General features: G+C 65.1%; 12 protein-coding genes. 8 read left to right on the top strand and 4 right to left on the bottom strand.

The window, feature by feature from the left end; all coding sequences use genetic code 11:
- Positions 1–121: 121 nt before the first annotated feature.
- Positions 122–3,157 (bottom strand): TonB-dependent receptor, encoded by a 3,036-nt coding sequence (locus DL238_RS00815; RefSeq protein ID WP_115490534.1) that lies wholly within the window; start codon positions 3,155–3,157, stop codon positions 122–124.
- Positions 3,158–3,438: 281 nt separating this feature from the next.
- Here DL238_RS00815 and bglX point away from each other — a divergent pair, with 281 nt between their 5' ends.
- Positions 3,439–5,694 carry a beta-glucosidase BglX gene (gene bglX, locus DL238_RS00810; RefSeq protein WP_234030901.1) on the top strand — a complete coding sequence of 752 codons (2,256 nt, stop codon included), beginning with the start codon at positions 3,439–3,441 and terminating at the stop codon, positions 5,692–5,694.
- Between the two features lie 2 nt (positions 5,695–5,696).
- Positions 5,697–7,388 (top strand): sulfatase family protein, encoded by a 1,692-nt coding sequence (locus tag DL238_RS00805; protein ID WP_325048427.1) that lies wholly within the window; start codon positions 5,697–5,699, stop codon positions 7,386–7,388.
- Between the two features lie 18 nt (positions 7,389–7,406).
- Here DL238_RS00805 and DL238_RS00800 read toward each other — a convergent pair whose 3' ends face one another.
- Complete coding sequence (locus DL238_RS00800; RefSeq protein WP_115492688.1) at positions 7,407–9,473, bottom strand: glycoside hydrolase family 97 protein; 2,067 nt, start codon at positions 9,471–9,473, stop codon at positions 7,407–7,409.
- A gap of 263 nt (positions 9,474–9,736) precedes the next feature.
- Positions 9,737–10,192 carry an Lrp/AsnC family transcriptional regulator gene (locus DL238_RS00795; protein ID WP_234030899.1) on the bottom strand — a complete coding sequence of 152 codons (456 nt, stop codon included), beginning with the start codon at positions 10,190–10,192 and terminating at the stop codon, positions 9,737–9,739.
- Between the two features lie 152 nt (positions 10,193–10,344).
- Between DL238_RS00795 and DL238_RS00790 the strand changes: the two genes are divergently transcribed.
- From DL238_RS00790 to DL238_RS00770, 5 genes are all read left to right on the top strand, one after another.
- A complete protein-coding gene (locus DL238_RS00790) occupies positions 10,345–10,614 on the top strand; it encodes a DUF6356 family protein (protein ID WP_115490530.1) in 270 nt (89 codons plus the stop codon).
- Positions 10,611–11,684, top strand: coding sequence for a YeiH family protein (locus DL238_RS00785; RefSeq protein ID WP_115490529.1), 1,074 nt, complete (start codon positions 10,611–10,613; stop codon positions 11,682–11,684). Before DL238_RS00790 ends, DL238_RS00785 begins: the two co-directional genes overlap by 4 nt.
- A 93-nt stretch (positions 11,685–11,777) precedes the next feature.
- Positions 11,778–12,935, top strand: coding sequence for a PepSY-associated TM helix domain-containing protein (locus tag DL238_RS00780; protein WP_115490528.1), 1,158 nt, complete (start codon positions 11,778–11,780; stop codon positions 12,933–12,935).
- A complete protein-coding gene (locus DL238_RS00775) occupies positions 12,932–13,171 on the top strand; it encodes a hypothetical protein (protein ID WP_115490527.1) in 240 nt (79 codons plus the stop codon). Before DL238_RS00780 ends, DL238_RS00775 begins: the two co-directional genes overlap by 4 nt.
- Positions 13,168–15,294: a TonB-dependent receptor gene (locus DL238_RS00770; RefSeq protein ID WP_115490526.1), complete on the top strand. Its 2,127-nt coding sequence runs from the start codon at positions 13,168–13,170 to the stop codon at positions 15,292–15,294. Before DL238_RS00775 ends, DL238_RS00770 begins: the two co-directional genes overlap by 4 nt.
- Before the next feature lie 47 nt (positions 15,295–15,341).
- Here the strand turns inward: DL238_RS00770 and DL238_RS00765 are convergent, their stop codons facing one another.
- Positions 15,342–16,019 carry a Fe2+-dependent dioxygenase gene (locus DL238_RS00765; RefSeq protein ID WP_115490525.1) on the bottom strand — a complete coding sequence of 226 codons (678 nt, stop codon included), beginning with the start codon at positions 16,017–16,019 and terminating at the stop codon, positions 15,342–15,344.
- A 95-nt stretch (positions 16,020–16,114) separates the two neighbouring features.
- On the opposite strand from DL238_RS00765, the gene DL238_RS00760 reads away from it, so the two are divergent.
- Positions 16,115–16,945: a hypothetical protein gene (locus tag DL238_RS00760; protein ID WP_115490524.1), complete on the top strand. Its 831-nt coding sequence runs from the start codon at positions 16,115–16,117 to the stop codon at positions 16,943–16,945.
- The last annotated feature ends 238 nt before the right edge of the window (positions 16,946–17,183 follow it).

Raw genomic sequence — 17,183 nt, 5'->3', positions numbered from 1 at the left:
GCTTGCGCAGGCGGAGAGAAGGAGGGCGAGCGGAGCGATACGGAGGAAAATGGCGATCACCCTTGGAACAAAGAAAAGCGCCGCCACGTCCATCAGGAAGCGGCGGCGCGAGGGGGAAGGATCAGAACTCGAACCCGGCCGAGAGCTTCAGCGTACGCGGCGGGCCGTCGGTGCCCAAGGCGTTGGGATTGCGCTCACCCGTAATCCCGTTGAAGCTGTTGTAGTTGCGGTCGTTCATTGCGTTGATGATATCGGCACGCACATAGACTCGCGTTCGGTCGCTCAGGAATTTGAGCGGGATGTTCTGGGTGATCGCCAGATCGAGCTGGCGGAAGCCCCAGCGGTCGCCGTTGCCTTCGGTTTCGACCGTCACGACCTCGACCGGCGGCGTGCCGCCGGGCGTCCGGACGAAGCTGTTGAGATACCGCGGCGAAGAGATGAGGAACTTGCCCGACAGGGTGGTTCCCGTAGGCAGATCGACCGCCCCGGCAATGACAAGCCGATGCTTGCGCAGACCGCTCGAAGTTTTGACCGTGTAATCCTCCAGGGTCGGGAAATCGAACGAGAAGTACTCGCCGAAGGCCCGGTTCTCGGTGCCGTCGGTATAGGTATAGGTCGCCGAGAGGTTCCACGGAGATTCCTGGGTATAGCGCTTCACGAACTTGAAGTGCACCGCATCTTCATCGGTCTTCAGGCCATTGGTCCCGATGATGATCGAACCCCATCCCGGAGGCGCGAAGCCGAACGGCGAGCCTGGGGTGGCCGGGGGCGGCGTGAAGAAGCTGCCGTCTTCGCGCCGGTTGCCGAGAAGATAGGCGAACCCGTCGCGGCTCTTGATATGCCGGTAGCCGACTTCGACGTTGAGTAGGCTGGTCAGGTCGCTGCGCAGGCCGATGCTGAACTGATCCGAATAGGGCACCTTCAGGTCGTTGTTGATCAGGCGGATGCTGCGACCCGCGCCGACGCCTGCATTGTCGAGCAGAAGCTGCCGGCCCTCTTCGGTGAGGTAGATCGGATCCCACGGCACGCAGGTCGGGCTGGGGTTGCAGGTGTTGTTCGGATCGCCTGTGATGAAGTTGAACTCGCGCGTGCTGTACGCGTTGATGCTCACTTCCTGCGCGATGAAATCGAACTGGTTGCGGTCATAGGAACGGCCGTAGCCGCCGAAGAGCGTGAGCTTTCCGCGGTCCAGAAACTCGTAGCTGAACCCGAGACGCGGCTGAAACGCGCCCAGAAAGGCTTCGCGCTGCGTGCCGTCGGTGATGTAGTCGTTGATGTCGTATTCGACGCCCGGCTGATAGATATTCGGATAATTGGCCTCCGAAACGGCGGCGACGACATCCGCCGGAGTAATGAAATCGAGATAGGACGGCGTTTCCTCGTAATCCCAGCGGATACCCAGGTTCAGTGTCAGACGGTCGTTCACGACCCAGTCGTCCTGGATGTAGACGCCGAACTGCCAGTTCTTAGAGATGACAGAGGGCGTGCCCTGGCCGGTGCCGGCACCGAACTGAACCCTGTAGGGAACGGTCGTGTTGAAGCCGCCCGGGATCAGGTTCACGTTGTAGGAATACTGCGGGTTGAAGAAGTTCTGCTCGACCCGGTCGAGCCGGACCCACTTCGACTTCACGCCCGCCTTGATCGTGTGATTTTCAAGACCGGTCCAGGTGAAATCGTTCTGAAGGGCGTAACCTTCCTGCCCCTTGTCTTGGAAGTTCGCGCTGCCCCCGATCCGCAGAATCTGCGGGCGGACGAGATTCTGGCCCGTAACGGGGCTGACCCCGCCGTAGGTATAGATCTGTCCGGGCGTGAAGTTTTGCGGACGCGGCGACCAGAAGGCGCTTTCGTAGGTCGCCTTGAAGTCGTTCACGAAATTGTCGCCGCTGTGCTCCCAACGGAAGAGGCCACGCTTCTCGTCGACATCCTGCGACGCGGCCGTTTCCACCGCCGCGCTGCCGTTGCCGAGGAAAATGCCGGACTCGTTGCGATATTTGCCGGAAACCTCGAACCGGTCGCGGCTGGTCGGCTCGAAGCTGAGCTTGCCGAAATACAGGTCCTCGTTGAATTCCTGCTGGGTCGGACCGAAGAGGTCCTGCAGCTCGGTCGGGAAGAAGCTGACCGGGAAATCTTGGCCCGGCTCGATAACCACGGGCAGACGACGGCGCTTCCCTTCGTAAGTTGCGAAGAAGAAAAGCGTGTCCTCGATGATCGGGCCGCCGAGCGCTCCACCGAACTGGATATCCTTGGTCTCGGCCTTCTCGCGCCCGCCGAACTTTTCGAGCGGGGTTTCTTCGCGCATGCCGGTATCGGTGTAGTCGACGAAGGCGGTGCCGTGAAATTCGTTCGTACCCGACTTCGTCCCCGCCGTGATGGCGACCGAGCTGACCTGATCGAACTCCGCCTTGTAGTTCGAGCTGATCACGCGATATTCGCCGACCGCCAGCTGGGGGAAGGGGTTGCCCTGCGAACTGTCCTGCCCGGTAATGCCGTTCTTGAGGACGTAATCCTTCTGGCCGACGCCATCGATATAGACGTTGACCGTGCGGCTGTTCTGACCGCCGCCCTGGATGCGCGACTGACCATCGGGGTCTTCGAAGGAAACGCCCGGCGCGAGGTCGGCGAAGGCGAGGAAGTTGCGGTTGTTCTGCGGAAGGGTCTGAATCTCGCGCTGCGAAATATTGGCGCCGACCTCGCCGCCTTCCTGCGTGACGATCCGGCCACCGGTGACGATGATGAGATTCTCCGTCTCACCCGCCTCGTCGGCCTGGCCCGGGACGGTCGCTTCCTGAGCGATGTCGTCGAAATCCAGCACCGCGTCGCGCGCGATCTGGAGCGTGAATTCATCGGTGCGCCGCACGACCCCGTCGGCACCGGTGATCTCGAGGTAATAGGTGGCCGGGCGCAGCTGGGGGAAATTGTATCGGCCATCCTCTGACACTTCCACGGTGCGCCGCGAACCCGTTTCCACGTCAACCGCGGTAACCTGGGTTGCGCCCGTAACCGAGCCGCGCAGCGATGCACTGGATTCCTGCGCGTGGGCCGGCGCCGCCATCGAGACCGCAAGCGCACCACCGGCGGTGGTGAACGCCAAGGCCGCGGCGAGCCGCCGCAACCGGAACGAACCAAACGAACTGAAACCCGAAACTGTCGAGGTCATACTCTATCTCCCCCATACCGCCCTCGGCTTTCCGAGGGCCTTCGTATCCGCCCATGCTCCGGGTCGAATCGAACTTATGCGCGGCCTTGTAACCGGTTTCATATTGCCTGTATAGAGCGCTCTGACGGATCGGCGAATCCTTGCAACGGGGGCGCCGCAACAGGATCGCCAGGAGGCGACAGATGGGAGAGACAATGAGATTCATTGCCGAACGGCTTGTGGCCCTTGCAGTATTGCCGGCGCTGGCGGGATGCGCGTCCACTGCGATGGATACATCGCCCATGGCGAGCCAGGCCGTGGCAGATGCGCGGGGCCAGGTGGTCCCGGTCGAACCCGCCGAGCCGACCTGGGCCGCGTCCGATCCCGCGATGGATCGCACCATCGACGAACTGATGGCGCGGATGACGATCGAGGATAAGGTCGGCCAGCTGACGCTGTTGACAAGCGACTGGGAATCGACCGGTCCGACGATGCGCGATACCTATAAGCAGGACATTCGCGCGGGCCGTGTCGGTGCGATCTTCAATGCCTATACCTCGGGCTACACACGCGAATTGCAGCGCCTGGCGGTCGAGGAAACGCGGCTCGGCATTCCGCTGCTGTTCGGATACGACGTCATCCACGGCCATCGCACGATCTTCCCGATCTCGCTCGGCGAAGCGGCGAGCTGGGATATGGCGGCGGTCGAGAAGGCCGCCCGCGTCTCCGCTTTGGAAGCGTCGGCGGAGGGCCTTCACTGGACGTTCTCGCCGATGGTCGACATCACCCGCGATGCGCGCTGGGGCCGGGTTTCCGAAGGGGCCGGCGAAGACGTCCATCTCGGTTCGCAGGTCGCCCGCGCGCGGGTTCGCGGTTACCAGGGCGACGATCTGCGCGCGACCGACACCATCCTCGCTACGGCCAAGCATTTCGCCGCCTATGGCGCCGCGCAGGCGGGCCGGGATTACCACACGGTCGATATTTCGGAGCGGGCGCTGCGCGACGTCTATCTGCCGCCGTTCAAGGCCGCGGTAGACGAAGGCGTCGCCACCTTCATGACCGCATTCAACGAATATGACGGCGTCCCGGCGAGCGGCAGCCGCTATCTTCTGACCGACGTGCTGCGCGACCAGTGGGGTTTCGACGGCTTCGTGGTCACCGACTATACCTCGATCAACGAGATGGTCCCCCACGGCTACGCTGCCGATCTTGCGCAGGCGGGCGAACAGGCGCTCGACGCCGGGGTCGACATGGACATGCAGGGCGCCGTCTTCATGGACCATCTGGCGCAGTCGGTCGCGGACGGCACGATCGAGATGGCCGCCGTCGACCGCGCGGTGCGACGCATCCTCGAAATGAAATACCGTCTGGGCCTGTTCGAAGACCCCTATCGCTACGCCGACGAGGCGCGCGAGAAGGCGACGCTCTACAAGCCGGAATTCCTCGAGGCGGCGCGCGACGTGGCGCGCAAGTCGATGGTCCTGCTCAAGAACGAGGGCGATGTACTGCCGCTCGCCGCATCGGCGAAACGGATCGCGGTGATCGGCCCGCTGGGCAACAGCAAGCCGGACATGATCGGTAGCTGGGCCGCAGCCGGCGACCGCGGGACGCGCCCGGTCACGGTGTTCGAAGGCATGCAGGCCAATGCGCGGGACGGCGTGAGCGTCGAATACGCCAGGGGCGCGAGCTACGAGTTCGCCGACGCAGGCAAGACCGACGGTTTCGCCGAAGCGCTGGCGCTGGCCGAACGATCGGACGTCATCGTCGCCGCGATGGGCGAGAAGTGGGACATGACCGGGGAAGCGGCGAGCCGCACCTCGCTCGACCTGCCGGGCAACCAGCAGGCGCTGCTCGAACAGCTGGTGGCGACCGGCAAGCCGGTGGTCCTCGTCATGCTCAGCGGTCGGCCCAATTCGATCACCTGGGCGAACGACAACGTGCCCGCCATCCTCCACGCCTGGTACCCGGGCACGCAGGGCGGGCACGCAGTCGCCGACGTTGTCTATGGCGACTACAACCCCTCGGGCCGCCTGCCGGTCACCTTCCCGCGCACGGTCGGCCAGGTGCCGATCCACTACGACATGAAGAACACCGGCCGCCCGATCGAGCTGGGTGAGCCGGGGGCGAAATACGTCTCGCGATACCTCAACACGCCCAACGACCCGCTTTATCGCTTCGGATACGGGCTGAGCTACACGAGCTTCGGTTACTCGCCGGTCACGCTGAGCGCGCCGAGCATGGGCGCAGACGGATCGATCACCGCCAGTGCCACCATCACCAATACCGGCGAGGTCGCGGGCGAAGAGGTCGTGCAGCTGTACGTGCGCGATCTGGTCGGATCGGTCACCCGGCCGGTGCAGGAGCTCAAGGGCTTCGACAAGATCGCCCTGCAACCGGGCGAGAGCCGGACCGTACGCTTCACTCTGGAGCCCGCAGACCTCGCCTTCACCCGCGCCGACATGTCGCATGGCTGGGAGCCGGGCGAGTTCCAGCTGTGGATCGCGCCGTCTTCCGGCGCCGGGGCGGCCACGCCCGTGACCTTCAGGCTGACGGAGTAAGGATGATGATGAGGCGTTGCGCAGCGGTTTTCGCGACTCTCGCAATGTCTCTGGCGGGGTGTGCGACACCATCCCCGCCTCCGTCATCCCAGACACGAAGCGCACCAGACGCCACGACGCAGCGGGATCGTCCGAACATCATCTTCATCATGTCGGACGATCACGCGCAGACGGCGATCTCCGCCTACGGCACGCAGATCGGGCGGCTCGCGCCTACCCCCAATATCGATCGCATCGCGGCCAACGGGGCGCTGTTCGAGAACAGCTACGTCACCAATTCGCTGTGCGGGCCGAGTCGCGCGACGATGCTGACCGGCCAGTTCAGCCACATGCACGGCTTCACGCAGAACGGGCAGAAGTTCGACAATTCATCGTGGAACTGGGTCCGCGAGCTGGGGCAATCGGGGTACCGCACCGCCCTGTTCGGCAAGTGGCATCTCAATTACTCGCCCGAGGGAGCCGGGATCGGCGAATGGGCGGTGCTCGACGATCAGGGCAAATACTACAATCCCGACATCATCACGCCTGGCGGGCGCGGGGTCGTGGAAGGCTATGCCACCGACATCGTTACCGATTACAGCATCGACTGGCTGGAGAAGAACGCGGGGGAAGAGCAGCCCTTCGCCATCCTCATCCATCACAAGGCACCGCACCGCAATTTCATGCCCGCGATCCGCCACGTGCAGAAATACCTCGGCAAGGAATTTCCCGTGCCGACCAACTACTTCGACCATTACGATGGTCGCCCTGCCGCCGCCGCGCAGGAGATGAACATCTACCGCGACATGTACGAGGGCCACGACCTCAAGATGACGGTGGAGGAGGGGACGGACGAGCTGCGCTTCAACCCTTGGACCGACGATTTCGAGCGGATGACACCCGAGCAGCGCTCCGCCTATTTCGGCGCGCTGCAGGACAGCAACGACGCGATGAACGCCGCGAATATGAGCGAGCGCGAAATGGCGATCTGGAAGTACCAGCGCTACATGAGCGAATATCTGGGCACGGTCGCCGCAGTGGACGACAGCGTGGGCCGGGTGCTCGACTGGCTGGAAGCTTCGGGCGAGGCGGACAACACGATCGTCGTCTACACCTCAGACCAGGGCTTCTACCTTGGCGAGCACGGCTGGTTCGACAAGCGCTTCATGTACGAGGAAAGCCTGCGCACGCCGCTGGTGATGCAATATCCCGGGCGGATCGCGCCGGGGACACGCATTGCCGCGCCGGTGCAGAACGTCGATTACGCACCGACCTTTCTCGATTTCGCCGGGCTAGGGCCGCGCGATACGATCCAGGGCCGCTCCCTGCGCCCGGTCGTCGATGGCGACGCGCCGGCCGACTGGCGCGATGCGATCTACTACCACTATTACGAATACCCCGGCTTTCATTCGGTGAGGGCGCATTACGGGGTGAAGCAGGGGCGCTACAAGCTGATGCGCTTCTACGGCGATATCGACCAGTGGGAGGTCTACGACCTGCAGACCGACCCGTCCGAAATGCACAACCGGATCGACGATCCCGCTATGGCAGGGGTGGTGGCGCGCATGAAGGACAAGCTCAAAGCTCTACGCGCGCAATATCGCGACAGCGACGGTCCTGCGGTCGAGGCGCCGACAGGCGATACCGCAGCAGCAGCCAAGGGACGCCAGGATGCGCTTCGGGCCGCAGGTCCGGGACATCACGCGCACCACTGATCGCTCCGGACCCCGCGTCTAGCGACGCGGGCGGAGCGACATGGCGAACCCGCCACCCGCCAGCATCTCGATTGCCAGCCGGTCGCCGCCGCGTATCTCGCGCGTTTCGCGGACCATTGCGAAACGATCGCCATTAATGCCGCCGCCTTCGCCATCGCGCCAGATTTCGATGGTGTAGCGGGTGCCGGGATCGAGGAACGAGAGGTCGATGTCGACGGTCCGCGCATCGTCATCGTTCACGCCGCAGATCCACCAGTCGTCCCCGCCGCGCCGCTGGCGGGCGACGACCGCATATTGGCCGATCTCGCCCGACAGGACCTTCGTGCGCTCCCAGTCGACCGGCACCTGCTCGATGAAGTCCAGCGCGTCGGGAGCGGCGAGGTAGTTTTCCGGCAAGTCCGCCGCCATCTGAAGCGGTGAATAGATGACGACGTAATCCGCGAGCTGGCGCGCAAGCGTGTTCGGGAGGAGCTCGCCGCCTCGGCCTTCGAGGCTGACGATGCCCGGCGTCAGGTCGAAGGGGCCCGACAGCATCCGCGTGAACAGTAATGTCGGCTCGTGATCGGGCGGATTGCGCGGCTCGCCCCAGGCCATGTATTCCGTCCCTCGCGCGCCTTCGCGAGTCATCAGGTTGGGCCAGGTGCGCCGCAGTCCGGTATCCTTGATCGGCTCGTGCGCGTTGATCGCGATCTCGTGCGCCGCCGCACGCTCGGCCACCAAGGCGTGGTGCCGCGCCATGAACTGGCCGTCGTGATATTCCCACTGCTCGGTGCCGTCCGGATCCTCGCGCAGCACGACGCCTGCATCGGCGACGTAGCCGGTCTTGACCGCGTGCACCCCGTGACGCTGGTAATAGTCGAGCGCCTCTTCGAGCTGGCGTTCGTACAGCCCCGCGTTGCCCGCGGTCTCGTGATGGCCCATGATTTCGATGCCGCGCTCGGCGGCGTAGGCGGCGACGCGATCCATGTCGAAATCGGGATAGGCGGTGGCGAACTGGAAATTGCGCCCGCTCTCGCTCCACCAGCCTTCGTTCCACCCCTCAATCAGGACCGAGTCGAAACCATGCTCGGCGGCGAAGTCGATATAGTCGATCGCATGCTGCGTCGTCGCGCCGTGTTTGGGGCCCGCATTCCAGCTCCAAAGATCGAGGTGCATCGCCCACCAGATGCCGACATATTTCTGCGGTCTGGCGTAGGGGACCTCGCCCAGGCGGTTCGGTTCGTTGAGGTTCAGGACGATATCCGCGGCCGCATAGAGGCCCGGCGCATCGGGTGCGATCAGGATCACACGCCAGGGCGTGGCAAAGGGCGCGTCGCGTCGCACCTTCCAGGGTTGCGAGGAGGGTGCGAGCCGGGTGCGGAAGCGCTGGGCATCGATGCGCTGCAACCAGTAGGCGGCATAGTCGGTGAGCGCGGCCTCATGCAGCGCGATATGCAGGCCGTCGGCGCGGCGGAACGTGATCGGCGTATGCGCGGTGCCGACCTCGCGGGCGGGCGTGCGCGCGTAGAGATATTCGTAACGGTTCCACTCGCCGCCCGGGATCCACCAGGCCTCGGCATCGCCCGCGATCGTGAATTCGGTCAGCTCCTCGTCGATAATGACGTCGTCAAGCTGGGGGTCGATCTGGGGTTGGGCCGGGAATTCGTATCGGAAGCCGATGCCATTGTCGAAAACGCGCACAGCAAGCGTGATCGTCCGCCGGGTCTTGCCCTGTTCGGTCATTGGCACACGCATCGCGTTGTGCCGATCGGTGACGAGGCGGCTTTCGCCCCACGGCTGCTCCCATGTTTCGTCGTGGCTGGAGCGGGAGGCTTCACCGAGCACTATGCCGCGCTGCCACTTGCCTGCACCGCGCAGCATGAAACCGAGCTGGGAAGAGGCGATGACTTCCTCACCATCGCGCAGGACACGATAGACGGGGACCGTTTCATCGGTGCCGAGCTCGAAGCACAGCGCGCCATCGGGGGAGCACTGGCGATGCGTGACCTCGTCCTGCGCCGCCGCGCCCGAAGCAAGGCCGAGTGCGGCCAGCGCGCCGAGCGGCCAGAGAGGCCTGCGAGGGGGGCTTGGGGTCGGTCCGGTCATCGTGTGCTCTCCCATATGGCGTGCCAGCACCTGCGCCAAAGCGAGATGCGGTGCAACCGGTTACACGGGGCTCGTCACCGCGCTTGTCCGCTGCATCGCTTGCTTTCGCGGGCGCAGACCGGAGAAATTTGCCTCATGACCGGCCAAAGTCCGATATTGTCGGTTTGCGTGAAATGCCTGCGGAAAGCGAGGGCATCGGGAATTGGGAAGGACGCGGTTCTGGTGCCCGGGAAAGTGGGCAGGACCTGCAAGACAGATCCTTTCTACGTCGAATAGTCGAGCGGGAGGACGTTGGTCTCCTTGACGACTTCCATCGAGAAGCTTGCGCTCACGTCGGAAAGCTTCACCTTGTCGATCAGCCGCTTGTAGACCTTGTCGTAGCCGGCCATGTCGGGCGCGACGATCTTCAGAAGGTAGTCCACTTCGCCGGCCATCCGGTAGACCTCGACGATCTCCGGAATCGTGCTGACCGCCTCGCCGAACTGGCCCAGCCATGCTTCGCTGTGATCGCTTGTGCGGATCGACACGAAGCCGGTAAGCGTGAGCCCCACCGACTCCTGATTGATCAGCGTGACCTTCTTGCGGATCACGCCTGCCTTTTCCATTTTCTGGATCCGCTTCCAGAGCGGCGTCGTCGACAGACCGACGCTTTCGGCCATATCGCCGATGGTGATGCTGGCATCGTTCTGGAGCAGGGCGAGGATTTTCCTGTCGATCATGTCCATGGGAAGAGAAGCTGCCATGGCGCTGCTCAATATCAAAGCAATAAGAGAAAAAATTTCTCTATCTCGGGCGTAGAAGGAGAAAGAAAGGGAGCACTTTCTCCAGCAGTGGCGATAGCCTCCGGCCGACAAGATAATCGGAGGCCGGATTGATCAAGCGCTATTTCGTCGAACATCCCGAGACGGTCGGGGAGACCTATCTCGAGCACCTGCAGGCCTCCAGCGGCTTCGGCTTCCGGATGGTTCTCGGCGGGGTCGCGTGCCTCCTGCACGGTCTGCTGCCCTTCCTCTTCGTGCGCACCGGCAGCGCAGCGGTGACCGAGCTTCACGATCGCATGGTCGCCAACCGCGTCCGCAAGCCGACGCCGAAGCAGGAGGTCGGAGGACAGGAGCGCGGCGGCGCGTTCGAGAACGCGTGAACAGCCAGACAGAGACGGTCGGCCTCGGCCCTTCCCTGGTCGGCTCTCGCGGTCTCAGGGCCAGCGTGAGCCTGCTGCCAGGTTACCTGCCGGGTCTCGCCCTCGCCGGTACGATCACGGCGTGCGCCTATGTGTGCGACGCCGCGTTCGGAGTGCCGCTGATGGTGACCGCGCTCGTGCTGGGGTTGGCCGTACACGAGCTTCCGCTGGGCAAGGCCTACGCCGCCGGGATCGACTTCGCGGCACGGCCGCTCCTGCGCGCAGGTGTCGCCATGCTCGGCGCCGGCATCACGGCGCAGCAGATCGCGCCGCTCGGCCTCGCGACCGTCCTGCTCGCGATGTCGGGCGTTGCCGCGACGCTGGCATGCGGGATTCTGGTGGCGAAGGCGCTGGGGCTCGATCGCGCCTCGGGCCTCATCTACGGCGGATCGGTGGCGATCTGCGGCGCGTCTGCGGCGATGGCGATCAGCGCGGTCCTCCCCGATACCGAGCGCAACCGCGCGACCACGGCGGTCGCCGTGGTGGGGGTCACGGTCCTCAGCACGATCGCGATGGTGGCCTATCCGCTGATCGCCACCGCGCTCGGCATGAGCGATCACCAGGCGGGCATCTTCTTCGGCGCCGCCATCCACGACGTCGCGCAGGTGGTGGGGGCAGGCTACACGGTGTCCGACCTTGCGGGCGAGACGGCGACGATCGTCAAGCTCATCCGCGTCGCGTGCCTCATTCCGGTGGTCGGGGGCATGACGTGGCTGGCCGCGCGCAGTGTCGGCGCGGCGAGCGAGGGGGCAGGGCGGGCCATGCCTTCGATCCTGCCGTGGTTTCTCGTCGGCTTCGTGGTGCTCTCGGCGATCGCAAGCTCCGGCGTGGTGCCGGAGGCGGTGCTCGACGGCGTTTCGGGGGCGGCCAAGATCATGCTGGTGACCGCCATTGCCGCGCTGGGGTGCAAGACGTCGCTCACCGCGCTCCTCCGGATCGGCGTCAGGCCGGTGCTGATGCTCGTGATGCCGACCCTTGCGCTGATGACCGGCATCCTTGCGTGCCTGCTCGCGCTGCCCGACACCTTCTAGGTGCGGTTACTGGCCATTCGCGCCCTCAAAGACGCCGTCTGGACGTAATGCGAATGCGTTGCAATTACATGGCTTCGCGCCTAGGCGACGCGCATGTCCCGCCGCGCGATCCGATTCTGGTACCTGATCCACAAGTGGAGCAGCCTGATCCCGACGCTGTTCCTGCTGATGCTGTGCGTGACCGGACTGCCGCTGATCTTCCATGACGAGATCGATGCGGCTTTCTCCGAGGATTACGAGCGTACCCTCGCCGGGGCGCCATCGGCCGAAGCGGGCCTGCCGCTCGACACAATGCTTGCGAGGGCGCTCGCAGAGCGTCCGGGAGAAGTGCCGCTGTTCATGGCCTTCAGCCAGGACAGCCCGCTGCTGACCGTGACCACCGGGCCGACGCCCGAAGCACCCGGTAGCGAGATGACGCTGCTGTTCTTCGACCGCGCGACCGGAGCATCGCTCGGCCCCGCGCCCACGGGCGGGGTGATGGAGACCATCCTGCACCTGCATACCGACATGCTGCTGGGGCTGCCGGGCATGCTGTTCCTCGGCGTGATGGGCCTCAGCTTCGTCGTCGCGCTGGTTTCGGGGACGGTCCTTTATGCCCCCTTCATGCGGAAGCTGCGCTTCGGCACGCTGCGGCTTGAGCGGTCGAAGCGGGTCGGCCGGCTCGACCAGCACAACCTGCTCGGCATCGTCATTCTCGCTTGGGCGCTGGTCATCGGCCTTACCGGCGCGATCAACGCCTTCGCCGATCCGCTGACCGACAACTGGCGCAACACGCAGGTGGCGCAGATGACGGCCGCCTATGCGGACGCGAGCCCTCTCGCCCCGGCGGATTATGGATCGCTCGACGCGGCGATGGCCTCCGCGCGCGCGCGCCTGCCGGGCCGCAATCCGCAGTTCATCGGCTTCCCGGGCGGCGCGTGGAGCAGCGGGCATCACTACGCGATCTTCTTCCAGGGCGACCGGCCCGCGACACAGTACCTGCTGACGCCTGCGCTGGTCGACGCGCGCACCGGCGAGCTCACCGACGTCGCGACCATGCCCGCGATCAACCAGGCGCTGATGATGAGCAAGCCGCTGCACTTCGGCGACTATGCCGGCCTGCCGCTCAAGATCGTCTGGGCGCTGCTGACGCTGGCGACGATCTGGGTTCTGTGGACCGGCGTGCTGCTGTGGTTCAAACGGCGGCCCGGCGCGATCGACCGGCGCATCGCCGAAATCGACAGCGGCGGCTTTTCCAAGGTGCCCGCATGAGCGCGCGCCGCCCCCATTCCAATCTTGCGATCTTCGCCTGGCCGATCCTCATCGGCGCGGCGAGCCTGCTCGGCCTCGTCGTCGGCCTGACCGGAGAGGGCGCGCGCGACATCGCGGCGTGGAGCCTGCTCGGCTCGACCCTCGTGGCGATCGCGATCTCATGGCGGCGCGCCACGCGCCCGGCACCCTCTCCCAAATCGAAACCCATCCCATCGAAGAGAAAGAATCCCGCATGAAATTCGCGCGCAAGCACCTGCCTGCATTCGTCATCGCCGCCGCGATCGCCACCCCCGCGCTCGCGCAGGACGAGATGCCCGAGACGGGCGCCACTCCTGCCGAAGACAATCAGATCATCGTCACCGCGCAGCGCGAGAACGCGAGCGCGGTGATCAATGGCGGCAGTGCGGGCGTGCTGGGCGACAAGCCCGCCGAGGACCTGCCCTTCGCGGTGCGGACCTACGACGAGAGCCTAATCCTCAACCAGCAGCCGCTGTCGCTGGGCGAAGTGCTGCAGAACGATCCCACGATCCGCACCTCCTACGCCTTCGGCAATGCGGCCGAGCTTTTCGTGATCCGCGGCTTTCCGTTGTATAGCGACGATATCGGCCTCAACGGCCTCTACGGCATCACCCCGCGCCAGCTGGTCGCGCCCGAACTGCTCGGCAGCGTCGAGGTGCTCAACGGTGCGAGCGCGTTTCTCAACGGCGCGGCGCCGGGCGGCACGGGGCTGGGCGGGAGCGTCAATCTGCGGCTGAAGCGCGCCGATGAAGACCTTACCCGTGTTACCGCCGGTTACCGGGAGGCCTCGCGCTTCGGCGGCAGCGTCGACGTGGCGCGCCGCTTCGGCAGCGGTGGCGAGTTCGGCGTGCGGATCAACGGTGCGTACCGCGACGGCGAAACCGCGGTCGACGGCGAAGACCGCCGCACGCAGGTGATCGGCGCGAGCTTCGACTATGACGGCGGCAACCTGCGCGCCGCGCTCGACCTTGCCTACCAGGACATCCGGGTCGACAACCTGCGGCCCAAGGTGACGATCGCCAGCGCCGCGGTCCCGGCGGTGCCCGATGCCGATGCGAACTACGCGCAGGACTATACCTACAGCGATCTGACCGAACTGTTCGGCTTCGCGAGCCTCGAATACGATGTAGCGCCGAACGCGACGCTCTATGCCAAAGCGGGCGCGCGCGAAGGCGACGAGGAAGGCATCTACGGCGGCATCCAGGTCACCGACGCGGCGACCGGCGATGCGACCAGCGGCTTCCACTCCTACATCCCCTTCGAGGCGAGCAACCAGGCGGTCGAGGCGGGCCTGCGCGTGCAGCTGGGCAGCACGATCACGCAGGAGATCAATTTCGGCGGCAACATCGCGTGGCAGGAGGATCGCACGGCCTATGATTTCTTCTCGACCTTCGCGACCAACCTCTACGCGCCGGTGCAGGTTGCGCCGCAGCCGACCGCCTTTGCCGGCGGCGACCTCGACGATCCCTATCCCATCGCCACCCGCCGCCTGATGAGCGCCTTTGCCTCCGACACGTTCGGGTTCTGGGACGACCGGGTGTTGCTGACCGGCGGCCTGCGCTTGCAGTCGATCCGCCAGCGAGACTTCAGCTATTTCGGTGGGGCGCTGGAGACCGAATACGACGAGGACAAGGTCACTCCCGTCGTCGGACTGGTCGTGAAGCCAGTGGACGGCCTGTCGCTCTACGCCAATCGGATCGCCGCGCTTCAGGTGGGGCCGAGCGCGCCGCTCGATCCGCTGCTGGTCACCAATCCGGGCGAAACGCTCAGCCCCCGCAGCTCGACGCAATACGAGGTCGGCGGGAAGCTGGATCTGGGCGGCCTGTTCGCAACGCTTGCCGCCTACCGGATCGAGCGCCCGGGCGAGGGTGTCCTGCCGTCGGGCGAGTTCGGCTACCTCGGCGAGCAGCGCCATCAGGGGGTGGAGTTCACGCTCAACGGCGAAGTGACGCCCGGCCTGCGGCTGATCTCGGGCATGGCCTATACCGACGCCGAGCTCGACGGCGGCGCAAGCGTTGCGGGCGTGCCCGAATTCACCGCCAATGCCGATGTCGAATGGGACGTGCCCTTCGCATCCGGCATCACGCTGACGGGCCGGGTGGTCCATAGCGGCGAGCAGTTCGTCGATGCGGCGAACACGCTGGAGATCGACAGCTGGACGGTGTTCGACCTCGGCGCACGCTACGTCTTCGCGGCGGGCGATACGCCGGTCACGCTACGCGTCGCGGTCGAGAATGTGGGCAACGAAGCCTATTGGGCCTCGGCCTTCGACACCTTCTCCAACGCCCTTCTCCAAGGTCGCCCGCGCACGGTGCGCGCCTCGATCTCGGCCGATTTCTGATCGCTTCGGGGCGTCGGGTCAGCCGACCGACGCCCCGACCGAGAGGCTCAGACGCTGGCCCACATGCGCAGAAGATTGGCGATCGACTTGTCGAGCGTCAGCATCTCGGCGCTGTTCGCGGGCAGCGACCGCCGCATCGTGGTGCGCAGGTTCTCGAGATCGAACAGCAATTCGCGCTGCGAAGGATCGGGCAGGAGGCTTTCGATCCAGCCGACGCACACGATCCGCTCGCCCGAGGTGACGGGGCGCACCTCGTGGATGCTCGAGGACGGGTAGAGCACCAGCTGCCCGCGCTCACCCTTGACCGACTGGGTCGATCCTGCGGAATGGATCGTCAACTCGCCGCCCTCGTACGTATCGGGTGGGGCAAGGAAAAGCGTGAAGGAGATGTCGCTGCGAAGCTTCGCGGCGCCCTTGCGCATCATCGCATTGTCGACATGGGGGCCGTAATGGCCGCCGTCGCGGGTCTTGCTCACCAGGATGTTCGACATGCGACGGGGGCGGGCGGCGGCGCGCACGACCGGGTGCTCCTCGATCGCGGAGAGGACCATGGCGCCGAGCTCGCGGCCCGCCTTGCCGGTCATGTCCGCCTGCTCGTTCTGCTTGACCGCCCGCGCGCTGGCACCCGCGGTTCGCGCACCGTCGCGCCACACGAGCTGGGCGACGAGCGCGTCGATGCGGGCGAGATCGTCTTCGGATTCGATCGCTGCGATAGTGAGGATCATGGGGTGCTCTACGGGTTCGTCGGTTTGATAATGATTTGCATAAACGCCTCATTCGCCTAGGGAGAGGCCGAGTCAATCGACAGGAGCTTTTTCCGATGCAAAGCAATCTCAAAGTCTGGACCGGGCTGGGCCTCGCAACCGCGCTCGCAGGAGCTACTCTTGCAGGCTGCGCCGATAATGGCGAGGCCGGAGACGATGCCGACACGCCAGCGCAGGCCAGTGCGGTAGGCGACGGCGAAGGCGGCGAAGGTGAAGGTGGCGAGGGCGGCGAAAGCGGCGAGGGCGGCGTCTCCGCCGCCGAGGCTTCGAGCGATCCCGTTGCCTATGGCAGCGCGCTCGCCGTGGCGGAGGCGCATGCTGTTGCCGCCCGCGACGCCTATGCCGCCGGACGCACCGAAGAGGCGATGCAGATGTTCGTCCACCCGATTTCCGAAGTTCTCGCCGATCTCGCTCCCGTGTTCGAACAGCTGGGCGTCGACGATCTCGAGCCGCTGTTCACCCAGGCCGCGGAATCGGTGCAGGCCGGGGAGAGCCAGGAACAGGTCGATGCGCGTTACGAGGCGATCGTCGAAGGCCTGCGCAGCGCCGCGACGAAGGCACCGGAAGGCGAGCAGAGCGACGCCATGATCGCGGCGGGAATCATTTCGGACCAGATCAGCCGCGCCAATGCGATGTACCGGATCTCTACCAACACGGGCCAGTACGACCCCTATCTGGACGGCTACGGCTTCTACAAGGTCGCCGAGGGCATGTTCGGGCGGTCCCGCACGCAGATATCCTCGGCCGATGGCGAACTGGCGGACCGGATCGAAGCGTCGCTCGAACTTCTGGGCGACGCCTATCCCGGCGCGGAGCGCCCGGAGAGCTCCGACGTCGAGCAGAGCGAACTGGTAGCGGCCCATAATCGCATCCGGCTGAGCCTCTAGACACCCGAGCTGCCGCCGTGCGCGGCAACGGAAAGCATATCGCAAGGCGGGCGCGATGTTTCATCGACGCCCGCCTTCTTCGTTCAGGGTCTGCGTGCCCGTCGAAGATCTGGATCATCCTCGATGCGGGAAATCCCTCAGCGATCGATTCGGCAGATCTTAAGGATCAAAATTTTCGCTGTCGCTCCAGTGCTTAAGCTCTGTTTTACCCTTCGTGCATAACCGTAGGGTCAGGAGA

The organism is Alteriqipengyuania lutimaris (genome assembly GCF_003363135.1).
Classification (GTDB): Bacteria; Pseudomonadota; Alphaproteobacteria; order Sphingomonadales; family Sphingomonadaceae; genus Alteriqipengyuania; species Alteriqipengyuania lutimaris.
Note: the sequence above shows the minus strand (reverse complement) of the source record. Positions and strands in the feature narration are given on the sequence as shown.